At 59.8% G+C, this 15,566-nt stretch carries 16 protein-coding genes; 4 read left to right on the top strand and 12 right to left on the bottom strand.

What is annotated here, in order from left to right; translation table 11 throughout:
- Positions 1-60 precede the first annotated feature (60 nt).
- A complete protein-coding gene (locus AO068_RS25945; RefSeq protein WP_058402455.1) occupies positions 61-606 on the bottom strand; it encodes a gamma carbonic anhydrase family protein in 546 nt (181 codons plus the stop codon).
- A gap of 112 nt (positions 607-718) precedes the next feature.
- Between AO068_RS25945 and prlC the strand changes: the two genes are divergently transcribed.
- Both prlC and AO068_RS25935 read left to right on the top strand, forming a co-directional pair.
- The gene (prlC, locus tag AO068_RS25940) at positions 719-2,770 is read left to right on the top strand and encodes an oligopeptidase A (protein ID WP_058409846.1); all 2,052 of its coding nucleotides are present in this window, start codon (positions 719-721) and stop codon (positions 2,768-2,770) included.
- Positions 2,767-3,054: a YheV family putative zinc ribbon protein gene (locus AO068_RS25935; RefSeq protein WP_005743922.1), complete on the top strand. Its 288-nt coding sequence runs from the start codon at positions 2,767-2,769 to the stop codon at positions 3,052-3,054. The genes prlC and AO068_RS25935 overlap by 4 nt, the downstream gene beginning before the upstream one ends.
- Positions 3,055-3,132: 78 nt before the next feature.
- Here the strand turns inward: AO068_RS25935 and AO068_RS25930 are convergent, their stop codons facing one another.
- From AO068_RS25930 to abc-f, 6 genes are all read right to left on the bottom strand, one after another.
- Positions 3,133-3,447: a hypothetical protein gene (locus tag AO068_RS25930; protein ID WP_054994648.1), complete on the bottom strand. Its 315-nt coding sequence runs from the start codon at positions 3,445-3,447 to the stop codon at positions 3,133-3,135.
- A gap of 95 nt (positions 3,448-3,542) precedes the next feature.
- Entirely contained in the window at positions 3,543-3,773 is a 231-nt protein-coding gene (locus AO068_RS25925) for a hypothetical protein (RefSeq protein ID WP_005743920.1), read from the bottom strand.
- A 213-nt stretch (positions 3,774-3,986) separates the two neighbouring features.
- A complete protein-coding gene (locus AO068_RS25920) occupies positions 3,987-5,885 on the bottom strand; it encodes a cytochrome c/FTR1 family iron permease (protein WP_058409845.1) in 1,899 nt (632 codons plus the stop codon).
- 161 nt (positions 5,886-6,046) lie between these two features.
- Positions 6,047-6,679 carry a LysE family transporter gene (locus tag AO068_RS25915; RefSeq protein ID WP_058409844.1) on the bottom strand — a complete coding sequence of 211 codons (633 nt, stop codon included), beginning with the start codon at positions 6,677-6,679 and terminating at the stop codon, positions 6,047-6,049.
- Between the two features lie 67 nt (positions 6,680-6,746).
- Entirely contained in the window at positions 6,747-7,340 is a 594-nt protein-coding gene (locus tag AO068_RS25910; RefSeq protein ID WP_058409843.1) for a mechanosensitive ion channel family protein, read from the bottom strand.
- A gap of 16 nt (positions 7,341-7,356) precedes the next feature.
- Positions 7,357-9,267, bottom strand: coding sequence for a ribosomal protection-like ABC-F family protein (gene abc-f, locus AO068_RS25905; RefSeq protein ID WP_058409856.1), 1,911 nt, complete (start codon positions 9,265-9,267; stop codon positions 7,357-7,359).
- Between the two features lie 46 nt (positions 9,268-9,313).
- On the opposite strand from abc-f, the gene AO068_RS25900 reads away from it, so the two are divergent.
- On the top strand, positions 9,314-9,790 hold the full coding sequence (locus AO068_RS25900; protein ID WP_058409842.1) for a TIGR02444 family protein: 477 nt from the start codon (positions 9,314-9,316) through the stop codon (positions 9,788-9,790).
- Here the strand turns inward: AO068_RS25900 and AO068_RS25895 are convergent.
- Positions 9,787-10,812, bottom strand: coding sequence for an AlgP family protein (locus tag AO068_RS25895; RefSeq protein ID WP_058409841.1), 1,026 nt, complete (start codon positions 10,810-10,812; stop codon positions 9,787-9,789). The two genes, AO068_RS25900 and AO068_RS25895, sit on opposite strands and share 4 nt — an antisense overlap.
- A gap of 216 nt (positions 10,813-11,028) precedes the next feature.
- On the opposite strand from AO068_RS25895, the gene AO068_RS25890 reads away from it, so the two are divergent.
- A complete protein-coding gene (locus AO068_RS25890) occupies positions 11,029-11,709 on the top strand; it encodes an FKBP-type peptidyl-prolyl cis-trans isomerase (protein ID WP_002551367.1) in 681 nt (226 codons plus the stop codon).
- Positions 11,710-11,790: 81 nt separating this feature from the next.
- On the opposite strand, the gene AO068_RS25885 is transcribed toward AO068_RS25890, so the two are convergent.
- The 4 genes from AO068_RS25885 to AO068_RS25870 all read right to left on the bottom strand — a co-directional run bounded on the left by AO068_RS25885 (position 11,791) and on the right by AO068_RS25870 (position 15,544).
- Positions 11,791-12,264 (bottom strand): Rsd/AlgQ family anti-sigma factor, encoded by a 474-nt coding sequence (locus tag AO068_RS25885; protein WP_057405717.1) that lies wholly within the window; start codon positions 12,262-12,264, stop codon positions 11,791-11,793.
- 174 nt (positions 12,265-12,438) lie between these two features.
- Positions 12,439-12,966, bottom strand: coding sequence for a disulfide bond formation protein B (locus AO068_RS25880; protein ID WP_005732781.1), 528 nt, complete (start codon positions 12,964-12,966; stop codon positions 12,439-12,441).
- A 215-nt stretch (positions 12,967-13,181) separates the two neighbouring features.
- Positions 13,182-14,426 carry a heme biosynthesis protein HemY gene (locus tag AO068_RS25875; RefSeq protein ID WP_058409840.1) on the bottom strand — a complete coding sequence of 415 codons (1,245 nt, stop codon included), beginning with the start codon at positions 14,424-14,426 and terminating at the stop codon, positions 13,182-13,184.
- Positions 14,423-15,544, bottom strand: a complete 1,122-nt coding sequence (locus tag AO068_RS25870) for a uroporphyrinogen-III C-methyltransferase (protein ID WP_058409839.1) — start codon at positions 15,542-15,544, stop codon at positions 14,423-14,425. Before AO068_RS25870 ends, AO068_RS25875 begins: the two co-directional genes overlap by 4 nt.
- Positions 15,545-15,566 lie beyond the last annotated feature (22 nt).

Here is a 15,566-nt window from a genome sequence, read left to right as displayed (position 1 = left end):
CAGATTTGTGACGCAGAGCGGCACGGGATGCATTCCTACTCTGGAGCGTAGGAACGATAGTCAGGCCTGATCAAACCCCTCCGCCAGATGCTGATCCTTGAGCTTCACGTAATTAGTGGCGCTGTACGGAAAAAAGGCGATTTCCTTGTCGGTTAATGCACGCACCTGTTTGACCGGGCGGCCGACGTACAGAAAGCCGCTTTCCAGCACTTTACCGGGCGGTACCAGGCTGCCTGCGCCGATGATGACTTCGTCTTCGACAACCGCGCCGTCCATGATCGTCGTGCCCATGCCGACCAGGATGCGGTTGCCGATTGTGCAGCCATGCAGCATGGCCTTGTGGCCGATGGTCACTTCGTCGCCGATCAGCAGCGGGAAACCGTCCGGGTTGAAGGGGCCTGCGTGGGTGATGTGCAGCACGCTGCCGTCCTGCACGCTGGTGCGGGCACCAATGCGGATGCGGTGCATGTCGCCGCGTACCACCGTCAATGGCCAGACGGAGCTGTCGGCACCGATTTCAACATCGCCGATAACCACCGCTGAATGGTCGACAAAGGCCCGTTCGCCGAGGGCCGGGGTGTGTTCCTGAAACTTGCGAATGGCCACGATAGGCTCCTTCTTTGGCAGTGATAGGCGTGCAGAGCGGGTTTGGTTGCTGCGGTCGGCGTCGATTGTAATTAAGATGGCTGGGTGTTTCTTCCAGCCAAGGTGCAAAACCGTGAGCGCGAACAACCCTCTTCTGCAATCGTACGACCTGCCACCCTTTTCGGCGATTCGTGCCGAACATGTCAAACCTGCTATTGAAAAAATTCTGGCGGACAACCGTGCCGCGATTGCCGACATCCTCGCCAAACAGGGGTCGACACCGACCTGGGCCGGGTTGGTGCTGACGATGGACGAATTGAATGACCGCCTGGGCGCGGCATGGAGCCCGGTCAGCCACCTGAATGCCGTGTGCAACAGCGCCGAGCTGCGCGAGGCATACGAGTCGTGCCTGCCCGCATTGAGCGCCTACTCCACCGAGATGGGCCAGAATCGCGCGCTGTTTCAGGCCTATGAAGCGCTGGCCAACGGCCCTGAAGCCGCCACCTTCGACGTCGGTCAGAAGACCATTCTGGAGCAATCGCTGCGCGACTTCCGCCTGTCCGGCATCGATCTGCCGCCTGAACAGCAGAAGCGTTACGCCGAAGTGCAGAGCAAACTGTCGGAGCTGGGCAGCCAGTTTTCCAACCAATTGCTCGATGCCACTCAGGCCTGGACCAAGCTGGTCGCCGATGAGTCCGCCCTCGCCGGACTGACCGATTCTGCCAAACAGCAGATGGCTGCCGCCGCCAAGGCCAAGGATCTGGAAGGCTACCTGATCACGCTGGAATTCCCGAGCTACTACGCGGTGATGACCTACGCCGAAGACCGCGCACTGCGTGAAGAAGTCTATGCGGCATACTGCACTCGCGCGTCGGATCAAGGCCCGAATGCGGGCAAGAACGACAATACCCCTGTCATGGAGCAGATCCTCGACCTGCGTCAGGAACTGGCCCAACTGCTTGGCTACGCGAACTTCGCCGAGCTGAGCCTGGCAACCAAGATGGCTGAGTCCAGCGATCAGGTGCTGAGCTTCCTGCGTGACCTGGCCAAACGCAGCAAGCCTTTCGCGGCCCAGGACCTGGAGCAGCTCAAGGCCTACGCCGCCGAACAGGGCTGCCCGGATCTGCAAAGCTGGGACAGCGGTTTCTACGGCGAGAAGCTGCGCGAACAGCGCTACAGCGTTTCCCAGGAAATCCTGCGCGCCTACTTCCCCATCGATAAAGTGCTTGGCGGCCTGTTCGCCATTGTCCAGCGTCTGTACGGCATCGAGATTGCCGAGCAGAAAGGCTTCGACACCTGGCACCCGGATGTTCGTCTGTTCGAGATCAAGGAAAACGGCCAGCACGTCGGGCGTTTCTTCTTCGATCTGTATGCGCGCGCCAACAAGCGTGGCGGTGCCTGGATGGACGGCGCTCGTGATCGCCGTCGCACGGCTGAAGGCACGCTGCAAAGCCCGGTGGCCAATCTGGTGTGCAACTTCACGCCTGCGGTCGCGGGCAAGCCTGCGCTGCTGACCCACGATGAAGTCACCACGCTGTTCCACGAATTCGGTCATGGCCTGCATCATCTCCTGACCCGCATCGATCATGCCGGCGTATCCGGTATCAACGGCGTGGCCTGGGACGCAGTCGAGTTGCCGAGCCAGTTCATGGAAAACTGGTGCTGGGAGCCCGAAGGCCTGGCGCTGATCTCCGGTCATTACGAAACCGGCGAGCCATTGCCGCAGGACCTGCTGGAGAAAATGCTCGCCGCCAAGAACTTCCAGTCCGGCCTGATGATGGTGCGTCAGCTGGAGTTCTCGCTGTTCGACTTTGAATTGCACGCCACCCACGGCGATGGCCGCAGCGTACTTGAAGTGCTGGAAGGCGTTCGTGATGAAGTGTCGGTCATGCGTCCGCCTGCCTACAACCGCTTCCCGAACAGCTTCGCGCACATCTTCGCAGGCGGCTATGCAGCCGGTTATTACAGCTACAAGTGGGCCGAAGTGCTGTCTGCCGATGCGTTCTCGAAATTCGAGGAAGACGGTGTGCTCAACGCTGAAACCGGCCGTGCCTTCCGCGAAGCCATTCTGGCCCGTGGCGGTTCACAGGCGCCGATGGTGCTGTTCGTCGACTTCCGCGGACGCGAGCCGTCGATTGACGCACTCTTGCGTCACAGTGGCTTGAGTGAGGACGCGGCAGCATGACCGATACACCGGTAATCATTACCAAGAAACGCTTCATTGCCGGGGCTGTTTGCCCGGCATGCAGCGAGCCTGACAAGCTCATGATGTGGAGCGAAAACGACGTGCCGCACCGCGAGTGCGTGGGTTGCGGCTACAGCGATACGCTCAACGAACAAGGTATTTCGATACCGAAGGAGCTGGGTACGCGGGTCAACAAGGTGGTGGTCAAACCGGCAGACCCGAAGGTGCAGGGTGTGCAGTTTTTTCCGAATCCGAAGTTGAAGAAGCCGGTGGATTTGGGTTGATTGATCCATCGCTAAAAAGGGGCGTATAAAACGCCCCTTTGCGCAAGATAGAGGCTAAGGGTCTTCGCACGCACGGCTTTACTGGCTGGAAATTTTCAGTTTTACAAATGCGTTGACCAGACCCAGAACAAGTTCATTATCTGCCTGGCCAACACCTGCTACTCCGTCGACATCAGCACCGCTTTTAACGGTGTCGTAGGGCTTGCCCAATTCTGGTGTAGTAGCATAAGCCGTATGGGATAGTTCACCTTTTTGAGTAACTAAAATCTTGAGCCCAGGAAGCGTATAGTCGGTGTCTACCGACTTATCAAGGTTCCAGAACTCCACCAAAACCTCAGGAACTCCATCACTTTCAAAATCGTCACTAGAAATTCTGATTTCATAATTAGCCATGTTCTCAATCCTCTTTTATTGATTGAGATGCCAGCACTGCGGACCTTTCCGGCACCTGTAAAAATTAAGGTTTTGCGCCAAGCCTAAGCCGGGCCTTACCAATCCGCCAGCTCAGCCACCTTCTTCCTGAACGCCAACGCCAGAACATGGAGTACTTCCTCATCCCTGCCCAGTTGGCCTCCTATTATTTCGTATCGTCCATGAGGATAAAGTTTTATCAGGGCATGTTCTTGCAGCTCATTGTCCTCATAAAACTCAATGGCTATTACAGGATGGTTATGTCGCTTGGTATCTTCAGCCCACAACCGAATCTCGTACTTGACCATCACCCACCTCGTTCTCAGGTAAATGCGCCAGTACCCGGTAGCCGAGTTGGCGTTTCGCTACACTAGGCCTGACAAGAAAGTGCGTCTACTGGCAGAAGTAACAGGTGGTTGTTTGTACAGGGAGGAACGTATCTAACGGCGGGAGGTAATAATACTTATTAGTCTATTGCGGACACGCAGCAGGCGCCACGTGTCCGTCCAGATATTGAACCCTCAGCCTGCTGCCTGAAGCCTGCGTTTCTCTGCCAGACGACTTCTGCCGTACAGCACCGCAATGGCGGTCAGGGCAATGGCCTGTGCGCTCAGCGAGTACAGGTCAGCATGAATGCCCAGCCAGTCGAACTCGAAGAACGGCACGGGCCTTGTACCGAATATGCCCGCTTCCTGCAGTGCCTTGACGCCATGACCGGCAAACACCACTGACAGCGCGCACAGCAGCGCAGCGTTGATGCCGAAGAACAGCGACAGCGGCAGCTTCGCCGAACCGCGCAGGATGACCCATGCCAGGCCCACGAGCAGCACCAGCGCCGTGGCACCACCCGCCAGCACTGCATCGTGCCCGGCGGGTCCTGCCTGCAACCACAGGGTTTCATAGAACAGGATGACTTCGAACAGCTCGCGATACACCGAGAAGAACGCCAGCACCGCGAAGCCGAAACGACCACCGCCGCCGACCAGACTGCTTTTGACATAGTCCTGCCATGCGGCGGCATGACGACGGTCGTGCATCCACACACCAAGCCAGAGCACCATTACGCTGGCAAACAGCGCGGTGGCACCTTCCAGCAATTCACGCTGTGCGCCGCTGACGTCGATGACATAGGCCGCCAGTGCCCAGGTACCCAGCCCTGCCAGCAGCGCCAGACCCCAGCCGATGTTGACGCTGCGCACCGCAGACTGCTGGCCGGTATTGCGCAGAAACGCCAGAATCGCCGCCAGTACCAGAATCGCTTCCAGTCCTTCACGCAGCAGAATCAACAGGCCCGAAACGTAGCTCAGCGACAGGCTCAGACCATCGCTGCCCAACAGCCCCGCCGATTCCTTGAGCTTGCCTTTGGCCGCTTCCAGCTTTTGGGCAACCTGCGCCAGCGGCAGGCTGTCCTGCAAGGACTGTCGGTAAGCCATCAGGCTTTTTTCAGTGTCCTTGCGCACATTGGCGTCTACGTTATCCAGTGAGCTTTCGACCAGTTCGAAACCTTCCAGATACGCTGCCACCGACAAGTCATAGGCCTGCTCGCGATCACCGCTCTTGTAGGCAGCCAGGCTTTTGTCCAGCGTTACACTGGTGTAATCCAGCAGTTGCGCCGGGCCGCGCTGCACCTGTGGCGGCTGCGCACGCTGGGCACGGAAGGTTGCGCTGGCATCCGGACCTTCGGCTGTCTGAACTTCGGCAGGTGTCTGACGAGCCAGGTCGGCGATGTTGAAGGTCTTGGCCGGGTTGGCAACCGGTTGCGCACTGAAACCGGCGATATAGGTCGCGATGTCCCAGCGTTGGCGGTCGTCCAGTTGATCGGCAAATGCGGGCATGTCGGTCCCGGCGATGCCCAGCCCGGTCGCGTTGTAGAGATCATAAAGGCTCAGGCGATCCAGCCGTGCCGAGTCACGCAGGTTCGAGGGAGGCGGCTCCAGACCGATGCCTGCCGGGCCGTCGCCTGCGCCGCTATCGCCATGACAGACCGAGCAATGCTGAGCGTAAAGTGGCGCACCACGGGCCGGGTCCGGAGTAATGGCCGGGGCCTGGCTGACTTCGTAGGCAAGTGCGAGCTTCGCACTCAACTGCCGCGCCTGACGAGCGACCTGTACACCGTCCTGTCGACTCGCCACGGCGTTTTTCAGCTGCGTGACGGCCTGCTCCAGATCAGCGCGCTCTGCGCGTTGCGGCAGGGCCACGACGAGGCTTTGCAGCGCTGCCAGGTTGTCGACCTGCTGCTGATACTCGGCGGTATTCACGACCTTGCCATCCGCCGCCGTGGCCGGGTAGTCGGCACCCAGATAATCCAGCAGATGCAACGCCTGGGCTGCGCCCTCGACAGGATCAGCCAGCGTGACGCCGCTGCACAGCACCAGTAGCGGCATCAGCAGCCAGGCAAGGAAACGAGAACGGAGGGGCATTGCAGAATCTCGACAGGAATGCGATGCGGTGCATTGTTAACGCCGCAAGAGCACTACTCAAGAGTCGAGGTCTGTTTTTGTTACAGAATCTTACGTTCGGCCTTCATATAGCCTTTGAACAGGACGTTTGCCCGTTCAAAGGCTTGAAGAGGTTGGCAGGTTTACGCTGTACCGCGATGCAGTGTGGCCAGAAACCCCGCCGCCCCTACGAACAGGCTGGCAAACGTACGGTTCAAGCGACGCTGCTGGCGAGGCGTCTTGAGCATGCGCAGCACCTTCGACGCCAGCCCGGTGTAGCCCGCCATCACGATCAGATCGACCACAACCATGGTCGCCGCGATGATGACGTACTGGATGAGCAGCGGAGCAGCCGGTTCGATGAATTGCGGCAAAATCGCCAGCATGAAGATCAGGGCTTTGGGGTTGCTGATATTGACCAGAAAACCGCGGATCACCAGCGTCATCGGTTTGCCTACAGGGCGCACGGCAGACTCGTCGCCAAGGTCAGTAGGCAATGCACGCCATTGCTTGATGCCGAGATAGACCAGGTATGCCACGCCGAACCACTTGATCAGCGTGAAGGCCATCTCGGAAGCTGCCAATACCGCGCCAAGCCCGGCAGCAACAATCGCGATTTGCGCCACCAGGGCAATTTGCAGCCCCAAGGCATTCCAGTAGCCGCGCAGAAAACCGTATTGCAGGCCGCAGGACATCGAGGCGATAGCGCCTGCACCGGGGGAAAGGCTGATAATCCAGCAGGCCGCAAAGAAGCCCAGCCACGTTTCAAGCGCCATCACACACCTCAAGCAAAGTCGAATGCCCGATAAATTAGTGGTTAACGCTTTGGAAGGCTAACTATTTTTAATCCTGCTCGTCAGGCTGCTTAGCAACCACCATCTGTGGAAACAGATCACTGCCACGCCAGCGCCGGACCGACTTCTGGAAAAACTGGCTATTGGGCACCTGAACCAGCGCGCCACCGGCTTCCGGGGTCTCGATCAGGGTAGTGAACATCAGATTGATAGCGACCACGCGACCTTTTACCCCGGGCTTGTCCAGCGTATCGACCAGCTCGACCATGTCACCGATGCGGAACGGGCCGATGGTGAAGATCAAAATGGCGCAGAGCAGGTTCGACAGCACGCTCCACATGGCGAAGAACGCCACCGCCGCGACGGCTACAAAGCCGGACAGTGCCGTCCACAGCACCGTGGCCGAAACTCCGAGGCGGCCGAGGACGAGAACAAACGCGCTGCCCATGATCAACCAGCGCAAGCCGCCACGCACCGGCACCAACAGCTCTGGCGGCAATGGATAGCGCTCGCCCAGACCGGTCAGAAAACCGCCCACGATGCGCTGCAATACATAACCGGCCAACAGGATCAGCAGAATCTGCACACCGATCAGCAACGGTTCAAGCCAGTACGCGGATACCGGCAAGCCCAACATGTCCATCACTTCCCCGCCTCACTCACGACAATGCTTCCAGTTCGGCTTGCATGGACTCCAGCAGTTCCAGTGCCTGCATCCAGGCGTCTTCCAGCTCGGACTCACGTACTTTCAACTTTGCCTGCTCGGCCAGCAGGTCGCGCAGTTTGTCCTTATTGGCCGCCTCGTAGTTGGTGCTGTCCGCCAGCGCTTCTTCGACCTTGGCGAGTTTTTCATTCACCAGCCCAAGGTCACGCTCCAGCTTGTCGGCTTCACGCTTGTGCGGTGCCAGTTGCTGACGCAAGGCCGCTGCCTGCTGACGCTGGGCTTTCTTGTCAGTCTTGTCAGCGTTGACTGGGGTGGTGCTGACCGGCGCGTTGCGCAGGCGGTAATCGGCCAGCCAGCGCGTGTAGTCATCCAGATCACCGTCGAACTCCTGTACGCGACCGTCAGCCACCAGCAGGAAGTCATCGGTGGTGCTCTTGAGCAAGTGCCGATCGTGAGACACCACCAGTACCGCGCCACCGAACTCCTGCAAGGCCATGGTCAGCGCCAGGCGCATCTCCAGGTCCAGGTGGTTGGTCGGTTCATCGAGCAGCAACAGGTTGGGCTTTTCCCAGGCGATCAGCGCCAGCGCCAGACGCGCTTTCTCGCCACCGGAGAAATTCAGCACCGGCTCATCCAGACGCGCGCCACGGAAATCGAAGCCGCCGAGGAAGTCGCGCAGTGTCTGTTCACGTTCAGTCGGTGCCAGACGCTGCAAGTGCAGCAATGGCGTGGCTTTGGCATCCAGTGAGTCAAGCTGATGCTGGGCGAAGTAGCCGACGGTGAGGTTTTCACCTCGAACCAGTCGACCGCTCTGCGGCTGAAGCTCGCCAGCCAGATTTTTGATCAACGTCGACTTGCCCGCGCCGTTGGGGCCCAGCAGGCCGATGCGCGCGCCCGGCGTGAGTTGCAGCTTGACCTTCTCGAGGATGGTCTTGTCGCCGTAACCCAGACGCGCGTCTGACAGATCCAGCAACGGGCTGGAGATCTTGTCGGATTCACGGAAAACGAAGTTGAACGGCGAATCGACGTGCGCGGCGGACAGCTCTTCCATGCGCTCCAGTGCCTTGATCCGGCTTTGTGCCTGACGGGCCTTGGTGGCCTGGGCCTTGAAGCGCGCGATGTACTTTTCCATGTGCGCGCGTTGCGCCTGCTGCTTCTCGTAGGCCTGTTGCTGCTGGGCCAGACGTTCAGCACGAGCGCGCTCGAACGCGCTGTAGCCGCCACGATAGAGGGTGATCTTGCGTTGCTCGACGTGAGCGATGTGATCGACCACAGCGTCCAGAAAATCCCGGTCGTGGGAAATCAGCAGCAAGGTGCCGGGGTAGCTTTTGAGCCAGTCTTCAAGCCATAGAATGGCGTCGAGGTCCAAGTGGTTGGTCGGTTCGTCGAGCAGCAACAGGTCGGACGGGCACATCAGCGCCTGCGCGAGGTTCAGGCGCATACGCCAGCCGCCGGAGAAACTGCCGACCTGACGTTCCATCTGTTCGTTGGTGAAACCCAGCCCGGCCAGCAGCTTGCGCGCCCGCGCGTCTGCGGTATAACCGTCGGCGCTGTCGAGCTCCGAATGCAGACGCGCCTGAGCAGCGCCGTCCTGCGCGGCTTCCGCTTCGGCCAGCAGACGCTGAACCTCGCGCAGGCGCTCGTCGCCGTCGAGCACGTAGTCCACGCCCAGGCGCTCAAGGGTGTCGACCTCCTGACGCATATGCGCGATACGCCAGTCGGCGGGCAGCAGGCAGTCACCGGCGTCGGGCGTCAGCTCGCCACGCAGCAAGGCGAACAGGCTGGATTTACCGGCGCCATTGGCACCGATCAGACCGGCTTTATGGCCGGCGTGCAGAGTCAGCTCGGCGTCTTCTAGCAGACGTTGCGGACCACGCTGTAAGGTAAGGCTTTGAAGTCGAATCATAATGGCGGCGGAGTCTACCAGCTTCGTCCTGAACAGGTGGATCACTATGCCTTCAGCGCTCTGGAGTTTCACCCTCGATTTCTATGCCCGTCCGGGTGTAGAGCAGGCTTGTCTGACGCTGCAGGCCAACGGGGCCAACGTGTGCATGGTGCTTTGCGGGGTCTGGCTCGGCACGCGCGACGTGGCGTGCAATGCGCAGCGGGTGGCGCAAATAAAGCAGTTGGCGACACCTTGGCATGACGATGTCGTGCGTCCGCTACGGGATTTGCGTAACCAATGGCGCAATGCGGCGCTTGAAGATGCCTTGCTGGCTACATTACGGATGAAGGTCAAGGCGCTGGAATTGGAGGCCGAACAGAGCCTGATGATAAAGCTTGAGGCACTGACCGGGGACTGGCCGGCGGGTGAGGCGAGGAATGCAGACGAGTGGCTGCTCGAACTTGCCGAAGGGGATGCAGAAAAAAACCGCGATGCGCTGGATGTGCTGCGCATCGCGGTTGATCTTGCCGTCGACCAGACTTAGGAAGCGCTGGTTGGCGTTGCGCCATTGGCAGGTGTTGCCGGTGCAGCAGATGGCGCGGCAGGTGCAGGCGTCGTCGGCTTGGCAGCGGCAGCAGGCGCTGGCGTAGCCGGTTTGGCGGCGGTCGGCTTCGCTGCTGGCTTGGCCGCAGGTTTGGCGACAGGCTTGGCTGCTGCTTTCACAGGCGCCTTGACTGGTGCTTTGGTCGCGGCCTTCGCGGGCGCTTTCACCGGGGCTTTCGCCGCTGGTTTGGCTACCGGAGTTTTTGTTGCTGCTGGTTTGGCAGCGCTGCTTGCCGTCGTTTTGGCGACAGGTGCCTTGGCCGCAGCCGCTTTGGCAGCCGGCCGGGTGGCAGCAGGTTTAGCCGTAACCGGCTTGGCGGCGGCTGTTTTTGCCGCGGCAGGCTTCGCTGCTGCCGCTGCCCGGGTGGCAGGTTTGGCGGCAGCTTTGACCGGGGCCTTGGTTGCCGCAGGTTTGGCTGCAGGCTTGGCGACCGTCGAAGGCTTGGCAGCAGTTTTGGCGGCAGGCTTGGCAGCGGCCGCTTTCACTGCGGTTTTTGCAGGTGCTTTTGCTGTAGCGGCAGTCGCTGCTTTGGCGGCGGCTTTAGGGGCAGCAGGCTTGGCATTGCGAGTGGTCAGGATCTTGCCGACCGCCTCTTTCACGCGACCGATACCCTGGGCCAGCTTCAGGCTCTCCTGGGCATCGCGCTTGAGGTGCAGAATGTAGGTGCGGGTTTCGGTCTGGCGATCCTTGAGGGCATCGAGCAACTCTTCCAGCTCGGAAACGGCGTCTTTGGCCTTGGCCTGTGCCTTGGATTTTCCGGCGGTGGCAGCGTCCTGCAGTTTGATGCGGGAGTTGTGCAGTTTTTCCTGCGCCTTGCCGCGTTGTTTCTCAAGCTTGGCGAGCAGTTTCTCGGCATCAGCCAAGGCTTGGGAACAGGCGTCTTCCAGATGTTCAAGCAAGCTGCCCGATAATTGTTGGAGCAAATGCAACGGAGTATTTACTGGCTTCTTTTTGGCCGACATGACTTACCTCCTGGGTGACGAAATTGCGGCTCATACTAGGCTTCTGCGCGCATCGCCGCTAGCGCATCTTGACAGCATCCAGGGGGCGCTGTTGCATACTGCAAAAAATGATTGCCTGACACGATGCACAGGCATTGTGAAATTCACTTCGCAAGACTCGTCACTACACGCGCTGGCGCTGGCATAATCGCTGCCTTCCCAGGCCGGAGAGCATTAATGTCGCGCTACCTGTTAACGTCGTTGTTCCTCTTGCTACCCCTGGCTCAAGCTGCCGAAGCACCACCTGCGGCGGCCGATGATGGTCATGATCTCGCCTACAGCCTGGGTGCAAGCCTGGGTGAACGCTTGCATCAGGAAGTCCCTGACCTTGATCTCAAGGCACTTGTCGACGGTCTGAAACAGGCTTATCAGGGCAAGCCGCTGGCACTCAAGCAGGAGCGTATCGACCAGGTCCTGCGTGAGCATGACGCCGCAATCGCGCAGGCCGAGACCGCAGGCACAGACGCGCCTACCGAAGCAGCCCTCAAGGCAGAGCGCACGTTCATGGACAGCGAGAAGGCCAAGCCGGGTGTGAAGGTATTGGCGGACGGGATTCTCATGACCGAGCTGACACCTGGCACGGGGCCCAAACCTGATGCCAATGGCAGGGTTGAAGTGCGCTATGTGGGTCGTTTGCCGGACGGCACGATCTTCGATCAGAGCACCCAGCCGCAATGGTTCCGGCTCGACAGCGTGATCAGCGGCTGGACCAGCGCATTGCAGACGATGCCGACCGGCGCTAAATGGCGACTGGTGATTCCTTCGGATCAAGCCTACGGCGCTGAGGGTGCTGGCGACCTGATCGATCCGTTCACTCCGCTGGTATTTGAAATCGAGCTGATTGCCGTTTCACAGTAAGCGGATGTAAATCCGGAATCCAGAAACGCGAAAGGGTGCAAAAGCACCCTTGGCGGTTTTGTAGCCTCTGCATGCGAGCGGTCACACCTGCGCGGCGATCTCTTCCTTGTGGGAGTTGTGCAGCACTTCAATCAGGCAGTCTTCCAGCTCGAAGCGCTCGTGCAGCAGTTGCCCCAGCTGGTTGAATTCCTTGGCCACCACGGTAGCGTCCGAGCAGTCGCCCTTGTCGCAGCGATCATTGAACGTCAACGCAAACTTGGTAATAACGTCCAGGCGCGGGTAGATCGTGTCAGCCAGCTCAAGCCCACGCTCGTCGTTGAACGCGCGGGCTTCATCACCCAGCTGTTCATAGACCTCAAAGTGTCCGGCCGAGACGTAATCGACAAGAACTCCACAGAAGTTCTGCAAGCCTTCAAGGTCGGCTGCCAAAGCCTGGGGCGTGTCGCCCAGCGCATCGTAGGCTTCGACCAGTTCGAGGCGGCTTTGAAGCCAGCGATCAATCAGCTTATTGACTCCGCCCCAGCGTTCCTGAGCATTCTGACAACTTTCCAGCATGGTCTTCTCTCTTCCCTTCAGGGGCATGCAGTCCTGGGCCGGTCCTGGCGGTTAGCCTGTACCTGGCCTGATAGATGCGCCAGGACAGCATATTTCCAGTGACGCGTGCGGGCCAGATTATGCCCGCTCGACAAGGCCTTCAAGGTACGCAGGAGATAAAGTTCATACAAGCGTTTAATACCTGGCCCGATCTTTGGTCGCCAGCCAGTGGCTGAATTCGCTGAAAAGAGGATACAGCGGTAACAGCGCAAGGCCGGTAAATGCCAGCAGACTCCACTCCGGCAGGCTTATACCGAACAGGGTCCAGGTGATTTCTGCGCAAAACATTGCATCGCTTCGCAGCCGGTCAATGCACATGTCCAGTGAGAGCAGGCTTAACAGATGCTCCAGTCTGGTAATGAAAGGTATCAATTGATCTGCCGAGGCGGTTTGCAGCCATACCTGAGCGCCTGCCGTAACAAGCCCTGTCAGCGCGATCAGCAGAAAGCCCAGGCTGTAGCGCCGCATGCCTGTCGGGCCGGGAGCGTGGCAGGCAGCGCACAATGCCAACACACCGCAGGCGATGATTGCCGCGCGTTGTATCAGGCAAAGGACGCAAGGGTCGAGGCCGAAGGTTTGCTGCAGATAAAAGGCGGTGCCAATGATTGATGCACAGGCCAGCGATGCCAAGAAAAACAGGAAGCGTGTGCGAGCCAGATACATGGCAAATCCGTAACAAAGGACGAGGCGATTACGGTAGAGGAAAGGGTGCGGCGCATTCAAGGTGGCGGCGTGCGGATACTTCGCTGTTTATCTGGGAAAACAAACACACTACTACGTGGTTCTTTTACACATCGGCGTAGGAAGATTCTCACGCACTGGTTTCTGCTGTCGCCGAGACAGCATGGAGAGCCCTCTCACGGGGCTCTCCGACAGCTTTATGCTTTGGTCAGCGTAGGCACAGGGCGCGACAGGAAGCGCTCGTCGAGCAGGCCCAGGCCTTCCTGAAACAGCGTATTGCTGCGATCCGTCTCACCCAGTTGGGCCAGCAGACGAGCCAGCTCTGCGCAGGTCTCGGGGTTGCGTTCCAGACGCAGGCTGCTCTCCAGATAATCCCGCGCCTTGCCCCACAGTCGGCCTTGCAGGCAGATACGCCCCAGGCTCAGCAACAGGCTTGGATCGGCAGGATGGTGCTTGAGCCAGCCTTCTGCCGTTTGCAGTTGTTTCAGCGGATCGCTGCCGCGCACCAGGCCATACAGACGCGCCAGATGGCTGTTGTATTCGCGCTTGAGGGCGCTACGCAGCACTTCTTCAGCCTGTGCTTCGGCGCCCAGACGACGCAATTGATCGGCATACGCCAGCACCAGTTGCGGCTCCTGACGCTGTGCGGAGGCGAGTCCTTGCCAGGCGCTTTCCAGCGATGGCAGCCCGGTGGGTGAGCCTTCGATACCATCGCGGTACGCCGCCAGGGTCAGGTTCTCGCCCCAGGCGCGGCGTTCCAGCTCGGCAAGCTCCTTGGCTGGCAGGACCTTGTCCTTGCGCAGCTCCGGCATCAGACGAACAACATCGGACCAGTCGCCACGTTGCTGATACAGACGCTGCAACTGGCGAAGCACCTGAGGGTTATGTGGATGACGCTCTTTCATTGCCAGCAGCGTGGTGAGCGCACCTTCGGTGTCGCCACGATCCTGTTGCAGTTGAGCGTGATTCAGGGCAATTGCCAGTTCGGCTTGTGGCTGACGCTCCAGCGCACGCTCCAGCAAGGCATCGCAGTCTTCGTAACGCCCCTGCTCATTGGCCGCGCGGGCGGCGCCAATGTAGTAAAGCAGTGGATGGGCATCGGCTTCCGCCGCCCGTTGCAGATGACGTTGTGCGCTGGCCCAGCGTCCCTCGGCAAGGTCCATCTGGCCATGCTCGATAGCCAGTTGCACACGGCGACGGCGGTTACGACGCGACCATGGGTTGACCACGCGGCCTGACGTCGTCAGCAGCGTGATGATCAGCCGCAGAAGGGCGATCACCAGCAGAACTGCGACCAGCAGCGCCAGCGTTGCCCACAGGCTCGATTCATAGCGGAAGTTCTGATAGGCGATCAGCACGTAGCCGGAATGCTCGGCGATGGCGACACCAATCAGCGCCGCGGCGGCGATAGCGATGAATAACAGCACATAAAAGCGCTTCATCGGCTGGTCCCCTGTTGCGCCTCGGCTGGCTGGCCCGCGGCATGACGGCGTTCAAGGTAGGCCTGCACCGAGCTAAGGCTCTGCGCCAGATCAGGGGTTTTGACCGATACGGGCTGTTTGGCCAGAGCCTCAAGCCCTTGGCCGAGCACTTTACTCTGTGGGTCGTCCTGATCGAAGTTGGCCTTCAGAACGCTCTGCGCTTCGGTAATGGCCTTGGTGTAGACCTGCGGCTCACCGTTGAGCGCCGCCCATTGCGCTTGCTCCAGCGCCAGACTCAGGGCAAGGCGCACTTGGGAAAGGCTCTGGCCTGCCAATACCGGGCGGATATTCTTGTCGGCGTTGAAATCGATACGGAAGTAGTGGGAAATTTCGTCCCACCACTGCGTCCACCGGCTTTGTTCAGTCTTGTCGGCGGTCAGACCCAGAAGAGACTCGCCCTTGTCTTCGTATTCAGGTGCCAGCTTATTGAGCTGCTCAGCCTGTTCGCGTAGGGCGGCCAGTTGCAGGAACAGTCCGGTGCGGTCTGGCTGCTCAACGCTGCGCAAGGCGGCAAGGCTCTTGGCCAGTTGCTCGCGGGCGGCAAAGGAGCCGGGATCGTCCTGCTCACGCAGAATTTCGTCGGCACCCTGAACCAGCGCCTGAGCACTGTTGATGTCCTGCAGTGCTGAAAGACGCAGGCTGGCCAGACGCAGCAGATGCTCGGCCTCGGCCAGGCGCCAGTCCTTGCGGCTCGCGCCCAGCACGGTTTCGAGTCGCTGGCTGAGACGCTGCTGATCGCCCTGCAATTGCGCGACCAGACGTCTGCTGTCTGCCAACTGATCGGCAGGCGGGAATTGCGCGAGGCGTGCGCTCAGTTGCTGATCATTCTGAGCCAGTACCAGCGTCTGCTCGGCGATGTCTTCAACCTGGCCGCGCTGCTGCTGGTGGCCGGCTTGCAGCATGCGCAGTTGCCAGACCCCCCAGCCTGCGACCGCGACACCCGCGATACCCAGCAGCAAGGCCAGGAATACCAGGCCACTGCTGCGGCTGCCGGTGCGCTCGGCACGTACTGGGTCAGGCTTGGGTGCAGGCGTTTTCAACACCGATTCATCGTCTTTAGGCAAGGCTGTTTCGCTCACGTATCCCATCCTTTGCATTTTG

It is taken from the genome of Pseudomonas sp. ICMP 3272 (assembly GCF_001466905.1).
Lineage (GTDB): Bacteria > Pseudomonadota > Gammaproteobacteria > Pseudomonadales > Pseudomonadaceae > Aquipseudomonas > Aquipseudomonas amygdali.
Note: the sequence above shows the minus strand (reverse complement) of the source record. Positions and strands in the feature narration are given on the sequence as shown.

Coding starts and splice junctions, on each gene's coding strand:
- AO068_RS25910 (WP_058409843.1), bottom strand. CDS start 7,340: ATGGACATGTTGGGCTTGCCGGTATCCGCGTACTGGCTTGAACCGTTG.
- AO068_RS25875 (WP_058409840.1), bottom strand. CDS start 14,426: ATGAAGCGCTTTTATGTGCTGTTATTCATCGCTATCGCCGCCGCGGCG.
- AO068_RS25920 (WP_058409845.1), bottom strand. CDS start 5,885: ATGCCCCTCCGTTCTCGTTTCCTTGCCTGGCTGCTGATGCCGCTACTG.
- AO068_RS25935 (WP_005743922.1), top strand. CDS start 2,767: ATGACCGATACACCGGTAATCATTACCAAGAAACGCTTCATTGCCGGG.
- AO068_RS25880 (WP_005732781.1), bottom strand. CDS start 12,966: ATGTATCTGGCTCGCACACGCTTCCTGTTTTTCTTGGCATCGCTGGCC.
- AO068_RS25925 (WP_005743920.1), bottom strand. CDS start 3,773: ATGGTCAAGTACGAGATTCGGTTGTGGGCTGAAGATACCAAGCGACAT.
- AO068_RS25885 (WP_057405717.1), bottom strand. CDS start 12,264: ATGCTGGAAAGTTGTCAGAATGCTCAGGAACGCTGGGGCGGAGTCAAT.
- AO068_RS25895 (WP_058409841.1), bottom strand. CDS start 10,812: ATGTCGGCCAAAAAGAAGCCAGTAAATACTCCGTTGCATTTGCTCCAA.
- AO068_RS25915 (WP_058409844.1), bottom strand. CDS start 6,679: ATGGCGCTTGAAACGTGGCTGGGCTTCTTTGCGGCCTGCTGGATTATC.
- AO068_RS25890 (WP_002551367.1), top strand. CDS start 11,029: ATGTCGCGCTACCTGTTAACGTCGTTGTTCCTCTTGCTACCCCTGGCT.
- AO068_RS25900 (WP_058409842.1), top strand. CDS start 9,314: ATGCCTTCAGCGCTCTGGAGTTTCACCCTCGATTTCTATGCCCGTCCG.
- AO068_RS25930 (WP_054994648.1), bottom strand. CDS start 3,447: ATGGCTAATTATGAAATCAGAATTTCTAGTGACGATTTTGAAAGTGAT.
- abc-f (WP_058409856.1), bottom strand. CDS start 9,267: ATGATTCGACTTCAAAGCCTTACCTTACAGCGTGGTCCGCAACGTCTG.